Origin of the sequence: Pectobacterium versatile, assembly GCF_003932035.1 — a bacterium.
GTDB classification, from domain to species: Bacteria; Pseudomonadota; Gammaproteobacteria; order Enterobacterales; family Enterobacteriaceae; genus Pectobacterium; species Pectobacterium versatile.
In genome coordinates, this window is record NZ_CP034276.1 from 599,818 (window position 1) to 613,980 (window position 14,163).

The window sequence follows — 14,163 nt, forward strand, 5'->3', positions numbered from 1 at the left end:
TACGCTTTTAATTTCAAAATCTTACAAATGTTGCGCTCCCCTGAAAATGAGGGAAGCGCGTGGTTATTAGTTTGGATTTACAGGAAAAATGCCTATAGCCGCTATGCACGCCGTTAGCCCCACACTGGGGTTACGAACGCTGAAAGGTGTGCCGCCAATATTAGGGGAAATAGTTATACCCGTTAGGCTAGCCGCACTAAACGGGGCGGAAAATGGCTTCAACGTCGTGGTAGGTGAGGCATTACTATAAATTTTAGCTGGTGAGTCAGCTCCCCCAAGCGAGCTTAAATCAAACGAAGGAGACGTTGTCGCCAATGATGTCGTGTTGTCTGGTACGTTAGTCGTTGCCGCACCGTTTACCACAGGAATAGCGATAGAAGCCGTACCGCTAACGCTTCCTGAAGCGGTAATGGTAGCCGGATGTATGTGTGGGGCAACATTACCTGTCGTCAATGCGACATTCTCTGCCCCAAAGACTTGTGCACGAGTGACATTGGCTAACCCTGGCCCTTGTCCAACCCCTACCGGTACGCGCCCGCGCATGTCGGGGAGCGCAAAGTTACCTTGCTGTAGAGAGCCTCCCCAAATATTTCCGATCAAGGCATAAAGCGCCTGATATTGATTGATCGTTACCGTTTGTCCATTTGCAGGAAGATATCCCTCTGGGCAATAGCTGGTGACCATATAACAAATAGAGCCAATGTAAGGCTCTGCAGCGCATGCAGATGCGGATGTCGGCTGGAATAGACCAGCAGCCATCACAGCAGCGAGCGCCGATTTGGCAAACAGACGTTGAACGCATTTCATAAACATCTCTCCTTGGAATGGGGACAATTCCACGCTGGGTGAAATATATCTGATGATTTCGATGCTTGGTCTTGTGATGCCTAACTTCACTTGCTAAGTGACATGTAATTTTATGTAAACAATAAAAACAAAATTACATATAAAAAATGAAACTAGCAATAGGCTTTTACGTAGACTGATAAGAAAAAGATTATCTTTTTTAAATTGTTGATTTTAATTGGTATTTATTTGATTTTATTTGGCTGGGATGTGCTGGGATTGCTACGATATGTGTATGTTGTCAATGTAATAAAAAACCAGAGAGAAATTCATTTGTTAATAAAATGTAGTGTGTGTTCGACGCAATAGATACGTGAAAACGTTAAGTAATCTTATTAACTGATGAGATTAGGAAAGGTGTAACGCTTTTTTACAGAATCTGGAGCATCTCCTGCTCCAGATATTAGCTAAGACAGATGTATATGTTGAGAATAACTAACCCGCTAAAAACCACTTTCCCTGATACCCAATGCCGCTACCCGACGCCACACCGTACCAAGAATCGATTCCTTTTCTCCTTCCAGAATGACGCTGCCCCGTAGAGGCTGTTGCAGCGGCAGAAATTGCTCTTCCTGTATTATGAAACGAACGCGGTACTGTGCCTGCACTGGTTGAGGATTGTGGTCGCGGTCGCGTCGTACGGCAATCGGGCCGTGGAGATCGGAAGCAAGCATTTCTTGTTGCAGGTAAGCGCTGCCCGTGGGAGCAATGTCATGAAGCGTGACGTCAAGACGTGGGAAAGCGGGATCGTCGGCAAGGAAGATGCCCTGCATGCCCTCTTGAGTACGCATGAGCGACTCTTCGGGTATATAGCCAATTACCCGTCCCTGCGTGGGTTCCACCACGCGTAGTAATGGCGTATCCGCCGTTAACCAGCGTCCTGCTGTCATATCACGAGCCAGATCGCGTACTACACCTGCTTGCGGTGCTCGAATCGTTAAGCGTTGACGCTGTGCTGCCAACCCACGATAGCGTGCCAGCGCCTCAGCTAACTGCCAATCCATGACCTGAATTTCACTCGCCGTCTCCTGTCGTGCCGCTCCACGCTGTCGTTGCTGTTGTAACTGGGCGATACGCTGACGCTCAATATCGAGACGATAATCCAGATCGACTGACGTGAGTTCCAGCAGAATGTCTCCGGCATCTACCCGCTGACCATCTGTAACGTGTAGCCGGTTAACCTGCGCCGGAACAGGACTGTAGAGGGTACTGACCTTCTCGGATTCCAATACGGCAGGAATGTGGATGCTGCCACCCCATGGATAGAGCAAGATAAACAAGAGTGTCAAGCACAGCAGGGCGCTGCGCAAAAAAGCGATGGGGTGTATTGATTTGCGCATTGACCACCAGGCATAGGCTTCTTTGGCTATCGGTAGCGCGATAAACCAGACGATTTCAACCAGCATTAAACCAATGCCGATCACCTTGATAAAAAAGTGGTAAACCACCAGCGCGATGCCAAAGAACAGGAAAAAGCGCCATATCCAAGAGGCATAGCCCCATACCAGCAGTTTGCGTTGCAGGGAGGGAGAGAGGTTTTCCGGCGCTGGGTGACCATGACCGAACAGACTTTCCCGCAACCGCCAGCGGCAGAGCGCATAAGCACGTTCTTGCAGATTCTCTACGCGCCAGAAATCGCTAAGTAAAAAGTAGCCATCGAAGCGCATCAAAGGGTTAAGGTTTACGACCAACGTAGTCAGCCACGTCGCGCTGGAAAGCATAAAGGCTGCCGTTCGTGCCGGGCCATCTGGCAGTAATGCCCAGGCCAATAGCGCAATAACCGCCAACATCAGTTCGGCCAGAATGCCGCCCGCGCCGATCAGCAAACGTGCCTGACGATCCTTCAGTTTCCAGGCGTCGGTAGTGTCAGTATAAAACAAGGGAAATAACACGATAAAGGCAACGCCCATGCTTTGCACACGGCAGCCTGCCCGTTTGGCCATGAAGGCATGGCCTAGCTCATGGATAAATTTGGCGAACACCAGAGAGACACCGAACACGGCCATACCGGACAGGCTGAAGAGGTGTGGAAACGAATGGGTGTAACGTACCCAGTCTCGACTGACCAAAAATAAGCCCAGCAGCAGGATTAATGGAAAGACCCAAATCAGAAAGGGCGCGCCATAGCGCTGTAGCAACGGCCAACAGCGGTTAAGTACCGGATCGGGTCGCCACAGAGGAATACGGAAAAAAAGATACTGGTGCAGCACACTTTTCCACAAGCTGGTGCGCATCGCCTGAGCTTTGCCCAAATAGCGCCGACGTTGTTCTGGATCGCTTGCCGCGACTAAATCGTGCTGGCGTAGGAACTGTAGTAGTTGCTCTAACTCTTTCACTCGCAGCGGCAGGCCAGGCTCACTGTTGGCGGCGGCCAATATTTGCTGCGGCTGGCGCAATGGCCAATGCCGCAGCAGGCGGATAGCCGAGGGGGTCAGGGTAAAATAACGCCCGGTTATAGGATCGGACAGCACCCACTGCGGGGCTCCGTTGATGCCAGGAGCCGATTCTACCAATTGAAGATCGGCGCGCAGTGGAGGCAGGTGCGGATTCATAGCCCAATCGCCTGACGGATCACTGCTAGCGGGCGACGGAACAAATAAACGGCAAGGGGAACATAGTCGCCGGAAATTTTTGCCGTGCCGCGCAGGCCGATACGTGGCGGTGTGTCAGTGAAGCGTGCATCCAGACGGTAGGCCAGATTGCCGGCTGGTGTCTGTTCCGACTCATAGGCGATACGTTCTAACAATGCGGCGTGTGGCGTCAGTGGATCGCTGTCCAGAAACAGTGTAATGGGTGCCTCTTGCTGCAACTGGATGGCGTCACCCACGTCTAACTCGATGCGTAACGCGGTGAGAGCGGGGTCTGCCAGCTCCATCAAACGTTCGCCGGTACGTACCGGTTTCCCCATCCAGCGCGTTGCGTCGGCAAATACCGCAATGCCATCCCGTTCGGCGCGGATTTCTGCGCGACTCAGCAAGGCATTGGCGTAATCGCGTTCCGCTCGTTTTTGTGCCACCTGAGCGGCGAGAAAGTCGAGCCTGGCTTTGGAGTCCGCATCCTGAAATGCGCGTTGAGAACTCGCGCGGTGCTCCGCTTCGGCGACATTCAATGCACGTTCGGCTACATCTGCCTGGGCTTTCAGCGTTGTGCTGTCAAAGCGAACCAACACGTCTCCTTGACGCACACTCTGGTTCGGTAACACGGTAAAGGATTGGATTACGCCGTCCAGTGGTGCGGCGACGACACGGCCTTGATGAGGAATAACCTCGGCGGGTGCCAACACGGATTGGCGCACTGGAATGAACAGGCAAGCGAGCAGTAGCAGCGCAGGTACGACGATTTTCCACCGAGCCCGACGACGCCAACGGGTCGTTTGCGGTTCGAGAGCCAGCCAGGCGTGGCTAAAAGCCCCGCTGAGTTGCTCCGCCAGTATCTGATCGGTACTCTGCCATGGTTGCTCTCTTGCATACCAAATACCACCGAAGGGGTTCCCCTGACGATCGTTCAGGGGAGACCATAGTGCCTCGGGGGCAGACAGCGCCAGCCAATCTTTACGGCTTTGTTCATCAAGCTGTGAGGCTTGAATCACTCTGCATTGAGCCAATGTTTTCTCATCGACGGATGATAACTGCGTACAGGCACGTTCAACAAAGGCGACAAAGGGGGCATGGGGTGCAGGTTGAGTGACGCCGGTTACGGCGCGCACCTTACCGTTAATCACAAGGGCGGCATGGCGAAAACTGAATAGCGGCTGGCTGTCGTTGACGATGCAGTAAGCTAGCTCTTCTGTGCTATTGGCTGCCCGCGCCTGCTGCTCGAGGTCAAGGAAGCGGGCAAACGTAGCGGTGCTGACAGACGTTGGCGTAGTACTCACCGCGCCTCCGAAAACTGTGCCGTTCCGCTCATACCGGCCATCAAGGTATTGTCCGCGTGGGCCAGTGTACCAATCAGGCCTAGGGTTTGACTGCTCTCATCAATACGTGCGCCAAGTCGTGTGACCTTGGCTTGTAACGGTTTTCCGGTTTCATCCGGCGTGAAGGTAAAGACTAATCCGGGTTTGAGCACCGACAGAAGTCGTGATGGTACTAGCAAGTTGATCTCTAGGTGGCGGTTATTCACCACGTCCAGCAGTGGAGCACCTTGCGCCACACTCTCAAAGGCTTGCACACGGCGTTTTACCACCTGACCGTCGAAGGGGGCGGTGATGTGACAACGATTGACCTGAATTTGGTAAACCTGGCTTTCTGCCTGAGCTTGTGCAAAGTGCGCGGCTGATAACGATACCGCGTGTCTCCCCACTGATTTCATCTGTGCCAACTGCTGATTTTGGCTCAGCTCCGCTTCTGCGGCTCGTGTGGCAGCAGAAGCCGCAGCCAATTGAGCTTGGTAAATGGAACAGTCAAACCGCACCAACAGATCGCCTTTCTTGAAGGATTCCCCTTCTCTAAACGGTATTTCCACAATACGTCCGGCCAATTCGCTGGACAGCGTGGCTTGTTCCACCGCTATCAGAATGCCGCGAGCCTGATTGTCAGTAGACGTGAGAGAGGGTGTGTCATGAGAGGGCATTGCCAAGAGTGGGTCGCTCGTTTGCGCATGGGCCGCAAACGCGAATAAGGAAAGTGCCAGCAATTGAAAAGCGTGGCGAAATATTACGTTACTGAAACCATCCACACTGACCTGCCTTATTTGTTGAGGTGTGTGCCACGTCAGAAAAGATAAAAGGACTTTCTGAATTTTCACTGATTAGCGGTGCTTATTTTGGGGAATATAATGGTACAAAATACGCTGAATTGACAACTGCAATAGAGGGCTGTTCTGGTCTCAATTTGTCGTTTTAGTCCATGTTTGTGCGATTTGAAGCTCGATAGATATTAACACCTGAAAATAACAGGGGCAGCAGTGCTGCCCCAATAACACGATACCGCGATTTCCCCATGATGAAACGGGAAAACCGGTCGTGGCTTACTGGTGTTCCTGATCGGCGTCATCGCCAAACGTGATCGCTCGTCCACGCGCATCCATTTGCGCTTTATCGCGGCTGAAGCCCATTTTGGCGCGAACGCCGCCCAGCATGCCGCTCCGTTGATAGATTTCGTTCGCCCGATCGCGGTTGTACTGGCTATCAGGACTGATTTCCAGCGCGCGGTCGATCCACACTTTGGCCAGATAGCTATTCTGGACGACGCCCGCCCCGTTACGGAAAGCATACGCGTAATAACCTGCCGCATAGTCGCAGTTGGCATCATCCTCATCTTTCCATAATTCAGGCAGGACGACATCCACACAGATCGCCTGATCTTCCGCAATGTTGCTAAAAAGCAGCAGCGTGCTCAGTTCCCTTGCTGCGCGTGTCCACACCGTTCTCCCCACGTTGGGGCGATGCAGTACGCCGAACATCAGTTCGCGTGCGCGCTGGTACTGCTCTGGCGATAGCGTTTCATTATCTCTAATCAGGCAATAGGCAATGTTGTACTGGCAAATCTCGCTGCCTGCATCTGCTGCGCGTTCCTGCCAGTAGTCTGATTTTTCCTGATCTTCGTAAGGCGAAGGATCGCGGCCGTTACGGCGGGAAAGATGGCCGGAGTATAAATCCGACAGCGCAGCCATTGAGGAGGCTTCCCCCCAGTCGGCGGCTTCGTGCAGCAGGAATACGCCTGCTTCTTCAGAAACGTACTCGAACAGGTTTGTGGCTGCTTGACCAAAATTTGTATCTGATTTCATTACGCGGCAACGGGCAAGCAACGCATCGCTATCAAATTGGCCTTTTGAGATACCGTAGAAGCCAAATTTACTGGCGAGCGCCGCGATGGTGGTTTCATAGTGCGCATCGCCCCAGTATTGGCAGCGTTCCAGCCATTTCGGCATTAAACCGAAACTATCTTGAATGTGGGCGAAATCCAGACAGCTAATTAACGTGGCGAATGCATCGCTTTCGGGATCGGATTCTGGGGAATCAACTTGCCACGCTTCAACCATCAGGTCGTAGGCCAGTTGCATATCCGCTTTATTCCAGTGGATGCCGTTTTCATCCTCAATACGGGCATAGTGGCTGAGGAACCAGGCGTACTGGCGTAAAACACGTGCGCGGGTTTCTGGAAAGAGCTCCAGACCCAGCAACCAGTCGAATGTTTCCCGACAGTATTTGATGCTTTCGGTATCGTCTGCGTCTGGAATGAGTGCGGCATAGCCAAGGTAGTCCCAACACTGCGTCACACGCAGGCTGTTACGTTCTTGCTCTATCAGTACTTCACACAGTGGCCCATCAATAAATTGCGCCATTGCCTCATGGCTGCCGCCCCAGCGTGGGTACAGGAAGTAAACGCACTCTTTGCGCACTTCTACGTCCTGTGGACGAACGGCCAAGGTGACACGCAGCCAGTAGTGCATGGGCTCTTCCCATTCGTGTTCCTCTCTGGCCGGCAGTGATGCGGGCAGAGCAACAGGAAGTTCAACAAGCGCTTGTGCGCCTTCATTACGCAGGTGCTGTAGACCCGCTTCCCACAACTCGGGTTCCACCTGCGCCTGACGCTGTGCGTAGGTCAGTGGTTCACCACCTTGTAGTAATACGCCCAGCCATTGCGGTTCCCCTAAATAGCAGGTCAAACGAAACAGGCGGGAAAAGGCCAGCGCAGGCCGTTGATGTAAAGCACTGGCGCGTAGGTAGGCCGAGACGCCCAGATCGCGAGCCAGTTCCGCGCCCATCCAGCGATCGTCTTCTACATATTGCCCGCCGTTTGAGGTACGAATCCGCGCAGCGGCGTTCTCCCAATATTGCCCTGTCAGATAAGTGGCGTGATAGCTCTCTGGGCATGCGGCAACCCATGCCTGCAAGTGTGGCAGGGTATCGGCATCAGATACCGCTGGGTCAAAGAGCGAATTAACGTGCCAGAGATAGGTATAAGGCCGGTTGGGGCCATCCAGCCAAATCTGGTGTTCTTGCTCCAGCAGGGTATCGAGTGCATCGAATTGATGCGTCGCGAACATCTCGCGCAGCTGCGTGCGGCGCTTAACCAATGCGGTGAGTGATTCAGAAATTAATGTCATAGCGTAAATTCTTGGCCTGTTGTTGAGTCATCACGCCGACAACATCGCGCTTTATCAGCAGCATGTGCAGGCAGGATTTCGGGGGTTACCGTGTTGTATCTACTTGATAATGATTACAGTTATACCAATAAATCGGTGCTCAGACATATATATTTACATAAATGTAAATAACCGTTTAAAACGGTGTAAATGGGGACGGGAACGGCACCTCACACACCTGTATGCGCCGGAAAAAGGCTTCCGCGACGCCGAGCAGCAGGCTGCTCTCGATCTATGACATCAGCGAACGGCTCATGGCAATCGGCAATTGACACTATGGCGATATTCGCCGTAAAGCGGCGCAGTGGATGGAAAACGTCGAGCTGCCCGAAAACCATCTGGACGATTTGCCAACCACCTTTTCCGGCGGTGAACAGCAGCGCATTAATATTGCCCGTGGGTTTATTGGCGACTACCCGATTCTGTTGTTAGACGAACCAGACAGCTTCGTTGGATGCCAAAAACCGACTGGCTGTCACACAGCTCATCAACAATGCGAAGAACAAAGGGTGTGCCATCGTCGGCCTCTTCCATGATGACGAAGTCCGCCAGGAAGTCGCCGATCGCCTTTACATGATGTCAGTGAACGCCATGTCGATGAACACGCTGCCGATAGCTTCCAACGCTCAGGAGACCGCAAATGATCATTAATAACGTCAACATGGTGCTCTCACGGGAAATTATTCATGGCTCACTGGAAGTGCGCAACGGCGTGATTCACCACATCAGCGATAGACCCAGCCGTCACCCCGGTGCGCTGGATGGTGAGCAGGCTTGGCTCCTGCCGGGGCTTGTCGAGCTACACACGGATAATCTCGATAAGTGTTTCACGCCGCGCCCCGGCGTTAACTGGCGGGTTCACGCCGCTGCATTGAAGAAGGGCGGCGAGCCGACCTGCTGCTCGTCAAACGGCATGCGCCACAAATGAAGCTGCTGCGCGTGTGGCGTCAGGGCGTCCGGGTATTCTGATCATGACGAAACTCATCTACCTCATTGGCCCTTCCGGTGCAGGCAAAGACAGCCTGCTGCTGGCGATTCGTCAGCTTGCGCTGCCACGCTTGCTGGTGGCGCACCGGTACATTACCCGTCCCGCTGAAATACAAGGCGAGAACCACATTGCACTGACGCCGGAGGAGTTCGCGATTCGTCAGCAGCTTGGCCTCTTCGCGCTCTCTTGGCAGGCGCATGAGTGCCATTATGGTATCGGGATCGAGATTGATGACTGGCTACAGCGGGGGAATGACGTCATCGTGAATGGCTCACGGGCTTACCTGACTCAGGCGCGTGAACGCTATGGCAACACGCTGTTTCCGATATGCCTGACCGTCTCTGCATCGGCACTGCGAGAGCGGTTACGCGCCAGAGGGCGGGAAAGTGAACAGCAGATCGCTACGCGTTTGCAGCGCGCTGAAGAAGAACAACGCCGCTTACAAAGCGACTGTGTTTTATTGAATAACGACGGCGATCTGCAACGCACCTTATCCACCTTTCAGTCGCTGCTGTCGTTTGACAGCGCTTGTGCGACGCGCAGCGAACAATAGGCCGAGTGGCAATCGCACCGAAGAGCAGGAGGAAACCGATGGCAGCAAATATGGCAGCAAATAGTGACGGGATCGTTTTTCACTTTCTGGGAACTGGTGGCGCGCAGCAGGTGCCCGCCTTTGGCTGCGAATGTGAGGTTTGCCAGCAGGCGCAACGCGATGAAAAAAAACGGCGTCGTGCCTGCTGCGCGGCAATCACCACAAAAGACCGCATCATCCTGATTGATGCCGGATTGCCCGAGCTAGCGCCTTATCTGCTTCCCTATCCGACTCGGCATATTCTGCTGACCCACTATCACATGGATCACGTTCAGGGATTATTTCCCATGCGCTGGGGCTACGGCGAGCCCATTCCGGTCTTTGGCCCCCCAGATGAAGCGGGCTGCGACGATCTCTTTAAGCACCCAGGGATCCTGCATTTTCAACCGCACCTGATGCCTTTCCAGCCCTTCGAACTGGACGGTATAAGGATCACGCCCGTTCCCTTAATCCATTCCAAATTAACCTACGGTTACCTCATCCAGACACCGACACATACGCTAGCCTACCTGACCGATACCATCGGACTACCGCCCGAAACCGTTCAGTTTCTTGCATCACACACGCTGGACTATGCGATTGTCGATTGCAGCCATCCTCCCCAGACGACGCCTCCGCGCAACCACAATGACATCACCTGTGCGCTGGCGATCTTCACTCAGCTAAACCCCAAACAACTGTACCTGACCCACATCGGTCACGAACTGGATCGCTGGCTCCAAACGCAAACGTTGCTGCCTGAAAACGTTCATGCAGCGTATGACGGGCTGGTGTTGGGGTTGTAGGGGGGATTCGGGGGCATTACTCTACACTTTTCTGACAGAGGCTATCTTCGAACAAGAAAATGAGGTTGCGTAATGATCGAATAAAATCCCTTAGCAGTAGGAACTACCTGAACTTCATAAGGGGTTATGCAGCTAATTATGCTTGAGGTATATATGCTGCATTGTCTTGGCCAGCTACCGTATAACCCAATTTTTTATTGCCGGTTGTGATTTTGTTGGACATCGTGCCATCGGTTGATGGCTGAGATATATTCGTCGTACTTCACATTACATGTACGTTGGCTACGTTTACTTATCCGAATCACTTACTTCAGCAAGCTCATCGTTATGAAATAATGGGACATCCTGTCTCTCATCGGAGTCCAACCAGCATGAAAATCGAATGATTTAGAGCATATATTAAAAACTATCTGTGAATATGGTTGGTTAATATTAATAGGGTGAACGCCATGGCGTTCACCCTGACTATATTTTATGAATATTTAATATACATAATTTTTATTTGGCTTTACACCGTTAAATATGTCATCGAAATAAGAATCAGCATCATCAATTGCTTTTCCTTCGTATTTATCTAAGAAGTTGTCAACTTTTTTCTTGAATGTTTCATTGCTAAAGTATTCTTCAATCCTGAATGTACCCCCAACCGTATCCACTCCAAATTCAAGATTTACTTCTTGATATGAAGCACAAGAGGTAGCGATCTTCTTTTGCTCCTGCTTGAAATGGGTACCATAAATTAAAAATCTTGGTTTGTAGAATACATTGCCACTAGTATCTTGAAATAGATCATGTGTTGAATACGCATAAAGGTAATTGTAATTTGCTTGGGTTTTATTCATTTCGGCACTTAAACCATTACCGAAATTTTGAAGGAATGTTGCAAACCCGGTTACGTTTCCAGCGATAACATTTCCTGCAAATTGAATTACACTTTTGGCTACTTCAACGCCTTTTACTGTTGTGTTTAAATTTTGCTCACCTTTTATAGGATCGGTGAAGAATGCCGGAATTAATTGATTAGAGACTTCCTTCCAGATATCGTAATGGTACTTTTCCTTATTGCTTGGTGCTTTCTTGTTGACAGCAGCACTCGCAACAGCAACAAAACGCTCCATGAGTATTCGACCGGCTTTTACTTGTTTTTGTAGGTGTTTCGGTGCTTCGTTGAATTGGTAAGTTTGATATTGAACAGCCCCATCTTTTGAGAGCCCAGGGACGATATCAAATGTTTCATTGGATGCAAGTCTACCCTCAGGGCCGTGAATATTTTGAAAATACAGATCCACATCTTGAATTGCTTTTTCATTTAACATAATCACTCCTATTGTGGTGGTTTACATATTTTTGATGATACATTTCAAACTACATACTTCTCTTGCTTATAATTAGCTTTGAATAATTTAATTATATATTTCTCTTGAATTTTAAATTATTTGAAAGGTTTTTAACCATAATTAAAGATATGTGATTTGTAGTGTAGGTTATTAATTTATTTTTTCCATTTTATTTTTCATGTTATTTTATTGAAGCAAAAATAGTTATTTTTTAAATCATTTCATTGATAATTATTTAAGGTTTTTTTGTTTTTTACATTAAATTTTTCGTGAGTAAATAGATGGGTGGCGAGTTAATAATTAGTTTTTTTATCTATAGAGTGATGCTCTAATACGAAAAGTTATGAAATTGAATTTCATTAAGTTTCTCCTGATGTTGATAGTGGTGGTTACTACACCACAGTTTGCGGCAGTGGAACCTACGCTAATACCACACAACTTTTGTAGTTGATAATCGTCTTGTTGGTTTCCTGTAAGCATCCTGGCAAACCAGACCATTCACTCTTAGAAACTTTTCAGCATTCTGGTACTGTGGAGGGCGCTATTTTTAAGACTCGATTCGCTGAATGCTATTGGTACCTCTCAAACCCTCTAAAACATAAGATTAATCGCATCCCTAATCTCATCTGCATACTTGCCGAGGTCCGCGATAGTTTCACCCATGACTTCAACGGGAACGCTCGATAGTTCAATGGTCATCAGCCGATAGTCTTCGCCGTTGATGTGAATTTTTTATCCCAAAATGGGATAATTGGATTGGTTCATCATAGGGAGAGGTGAGAGAAATGGATAAGCACGATTGGCATCCGGCAGACATTATTGCTGGCTTGAGGAAGAAAGGCACAACGCTGGCGGCGGTTTCAAGGGCATCTGGATTAGCGTCTTCAACACTTGCTAACGCGTTGACAAGACATTGGCCTAAAGGTGAGAGATTAATTGCTTATGCGTTGGGAAAGCAGCCGGAAGAGATCTGGCCGTCACGCTACCAAGGTATGAGTCCGAATCATGGGGAGGGGGAGGTAGGATAACGTTCTCGCAGAGGAGTGAACCCAGTTCAGAACCCAATCCCCCAAAAGCAAAAAACCAGCCGTTAGGCTGGTTTCTTTAAATTAGTGGTGCCCGGACTCGGAATCGAACCAAGGACACGAGGATTTTCAATCCTCGTGCTGAGATAGACGCAAAAAAGCTGCACATTCAACCGAGTGTGCAAAATGAAAATCTTACCCGTAATTTCGACAAAAGGCGGCGAAGGGAAGTCGACTCAAGCTGCTAATCTTGCAGGTTTTTTTGCTGATGCAGGGTTAAAGACTTTGCTTATTGATGGCGACTATTCGCAGCCTACTGCCAGCAGTATTTATGCACTGGAACATGAGGCTCCGTTTGGATTGTTTGAGCTGTTAATGCAGACAACAGATCTAAACCAGCCAGACAGCATAATTTCTCGAACAGCCATACCTAACCTCGATCTCATCATCTCCAACGATCCTGATGATCGTCTCCCCACAGCGATGCTTCACGCCCCTGATGGACGCATGCGCCTCAAGAATATTCTTCAACATCAAAGTTTTCAGGATTACGACGTCATCATGATCGACTCTAAAGGGGCCGCAGGCATCATGGTTGAACTTGTTGTTCTAGCCGCGACAGAAAATGTTGTTGGTGTGATTAAGCCCATACTTCCTGATGTTCGGGAATTCATGCGCGGAACAGTGCGTCTAATGTCCCGGCTACTGGCGTTGCAGGCTTATGGGATTAAGATCCCTGATATCAAAATTCTGGCCAATTGTGTTGAGAACACATCATTGGATCGTAAGACGTTGGAAGAGTTGGGCAATATCGTTTCTGAGAAAAAATACCTTCAATCCGAAAGCATAAACATCTCCATACTTGAAACAAAAATTGACCAGCTCGAAGTCTATAAGCGCGGTCATGCCTTTGGCCAACCTGTCCACCGTCTGGAATATGTCACTGATCGCAAGAGTGCAGCGGCTGCGGTGACTATGCATAGTCTAGCTTGCGAGCTTTTCCCTCATTGGAAAGGGCAGTTTGATTCTGTTTTACGGAATCAAACTGGTGCAGGGGAGGAAGCTAATGTCTAACCTTCAGCCACTATTATGCCGGAATGGCACTTGCCTGCGTGCTTTTAGGCCAAATATCCATTCCGGTGTACGGATCATCCAATCGGTCGAGCTGCTTCTCGATATCCCATTGCTTGGAGCTCCATTCAGGATCGGCTGCAAAAGCGGTCCAATAGTCGGTCAGCGCCAACGACATATCTTTATCGGACATGCTTTGAATAATTTCTGGCGTCCACTGATGCTGCTTAATCAGCGCATATTCCAATGCTTCTCGCGGGGAACTGGGACTGAATTGCTGATGCCAGTTATGTGTCAGACGAAGCCATTCGCCCAGCCACAGCAGTCGATAGGACATCTGAATCAGTTCTGCACCGGGATACTCCGAATACTTTTCTGCTGCCTGCCGGTAAAAAAATTTACAGCGTTTTTCAAAAGAATCCATGTCGGATCT

Annotated in this window: 12 protein-coding genes and 2 pseudogenes; 6 read left to right on the top strand and 8 right to left on the bottom strand. The window is 50.0% G+C overall.

The genetic code is table 11. The features are described 5' to 3' along the window. Positions 1 to 66 precede the first annotated feature (66 nt). The 5 genes from EIP93_RS02680 to EIP93_RS02700 form a co-directional block, all read right to left on the bottom strand. The gene (locus EIP93_RS02680) at positions 67 to 807 is read right to left on the bottom strand and encodes a phage tail protein (protein ID WP_116586188.1); all 741 of its coding nucleotides are present in this window, start codon (positions 805 to 807) and stop codon (positions 67 to 69) included. A gap of 482 nt (positions 808 to 1,289) precedes the next feature. After that, positions 1,290 to 3,398 carry a site-2 protease family protein gene (locus tag EIP93_RS02685; RefSeq protein WP_103972001.1) on the bottom strand — a complete coding sequence of 703 codons (2,109 nt, stop codon included), beginning with the start codon at positions 3,396 to 3,398 and terminating at the stop codon, positions 1,290 to 1,292. Beyond that, positions 3,395 to 4,720, bottom strand: a complete 1,326-nt coding sequence (locus tag EIP93_RS02690; protein WP_125232246.1) for an efflux RND transporter periplasmic adaptor subunit — start codon at positions 4,718 to 4,720, stop codon at positions 3,395 to 3,397. Before EIP93_RS02690 ends, EIP93_RS02685 begins: the two co-directional genes overlap by 4 nt. Next, complete coding sequence (locus EIP93_RS02695) at positions 4,717 to 5,520, bottom strand: efflux RND transporter periplasmic adaptor subunit (protein WP_125232247.1); 804 nt, start codon at positions 5,518 to 5,520, stop codon at positions 4,717 to 4,719. The genes EIP93_RS02690 and EIP93_RS02695 overlap by 4 nt, the downstream gene beginning before the upstream one ends. A gap of 291 nt (positions 5,521 to 5,811) precedes the next feature. Then, positions 5,812 to 7,893: a DUF4034 domain-containing protein gene (locus EIP93_RS02700; RefSeq protein ID WP_125232248.1), complete on the bottom strand. Its 2,082-nt coding sequence runs from the start codon at positions 7,891 to 7,893 to the stop codon at positions 5,812 to 5,814. A 332-nt stretch (positions 7,894 to 8,225) separates the two neighbouring features. Between EIP93_RS02700 and EIP93_RS02705 the strand changes: the two are divergent. The 4 genes and pseudogenes from EIP93_RS02705 to phnP form a co-directional block, all read left to right on the top strand. Then, a pseudogene (locus tag EIP93_RS02705) lies at positions 8,226 to 8,583 on the top strand (ATP-binding cassette domain-containing protein); the annotation flags it as partial. Beyond that, positions 8,573 to 8,800: pseudogene (locus EIP93_RS02710) on the top strand (alpha-D-ribose 1-methylphosphonate 5-triphosphate diphosphatase); the annotation flags it as partial. The pseudogenes EIP93_RS02705 and EIP93_RS02710, both read left to right, overlap by 11 nt. Positions 8,801 to 8,903: 103 nt before the next feature. Then, positions 8,904 to 9,473 carry a ribose 1,5-bisphosphokinase gene (phnN, locus tag EIP93_RS02715; RefSeq protein ID WP_125232249.1) on the top strand — a complete coding sequence of 190 codons (570 nt, stop codon included), beginning with the start codon at positions 8,904 to 8,906 and terminating at the stop codon, positions 9,471 to 9,473. A gap of 38 nt (positions 9,474 to 9,511) precedes the next feature. Next, the gene (gene phnP, locus EIP93_RS02720) at positions 9,512 to 10,297 is read left to right on the top strand and encodes a phosphonate metabolism protein PhnP (RefSeq protein ID WP_180790426.1); all 786 of its coding nucleotides are present in this window, start codon (positions 9,512 to 9,514) and stop codon (positions 10,295 to 10,297) included. A gap of 482 nt (positions 10,298 to 10,779) precedes the next feature. On the opposite strand, the gene EIP93_RS02725 is transcribed toward phnP, so the two are convergent. Together EIP93_RS02725 and EIP93_RS22855 are read right to left on the bottom strand one after the other, a co-directional pair. Next, the gene (locus EIP93_RS02725) at positions 10,780 to 11,613 is read right to left on the bottom strand and encodes a hypothetical protein (protein WP_103861490.1); all 834 of its coding nucleotides are present in this window, start codon (positions 11,611 to 11,613) and stop codon (positions 10,780 to 10,782) included. A gap of 612 nt (positions 11,614 to 12,225) precedes the next feature. Further along, on the bottom strand, positions 12,226 to 12,363 hold the full coding sequence (locus EIP93_RS22855) for a CcdB family protein (RefSeq protein ID WP_223878623.1): 138 nt from the start codon (positions 12,361 to 12,363) through the stop codon (positions 12,226 to 12,228). A gap of 56 nt (positions 12,364 to 12,419) precedes the next feature. Here EIP93_RS22855 and EIP93_RS02735 point away from each other — a divergent pair, with 56 nt between their 5' ends. Together EIP93_RS02735 and EIP93_RS02740 are read left to right on the top strand one after the other, a co-directional pair. Further along, positions 12,420 to 12,662 (top strand): helix-turn-helix domain-containing protein, encoded by a 243-nt coding sequence (locus tag EIP93_RS02735; RefSeq protein ID WP_107332272.1) that lies wholly within the window; start codon positions 12,420 to 12,422, stop codon positions 12,660 to 12,662. Between the two features lie 183 nt (positions 12,663 to 12,845). After that, positions 12,846 to 13,733 (top strand): ParA family protein, encoded by an 888-nt coding sequence (locus EIP93_RS02740; protein ID WP_044209329.1) that lies wholly within the window; start codon positions 12,846 to 12,848, stop codon positions 13,731 to 13,733. 13 nt (positions 13,734 to 13,746) lie between these two features. Here the strand turns inward: EIP93_RS02740 and EIP93_RS02745 are convergent, their stop codons facing one another. Beyond that, the gene (locus tag EIP93_RS02745) at positions 13,747 to 14,154 is read right to left on the bottom strand and encodes a hypothetical protein (protein ID WP_052510505.1); all 408 of its coding nucleotides are present in this window, start codon (positions 14,152 to 14,154) and stop codon (positions 13,747 to 13,749) included. Positions 14,155 to 14,163: the final 9 nt, after the last annotated feature.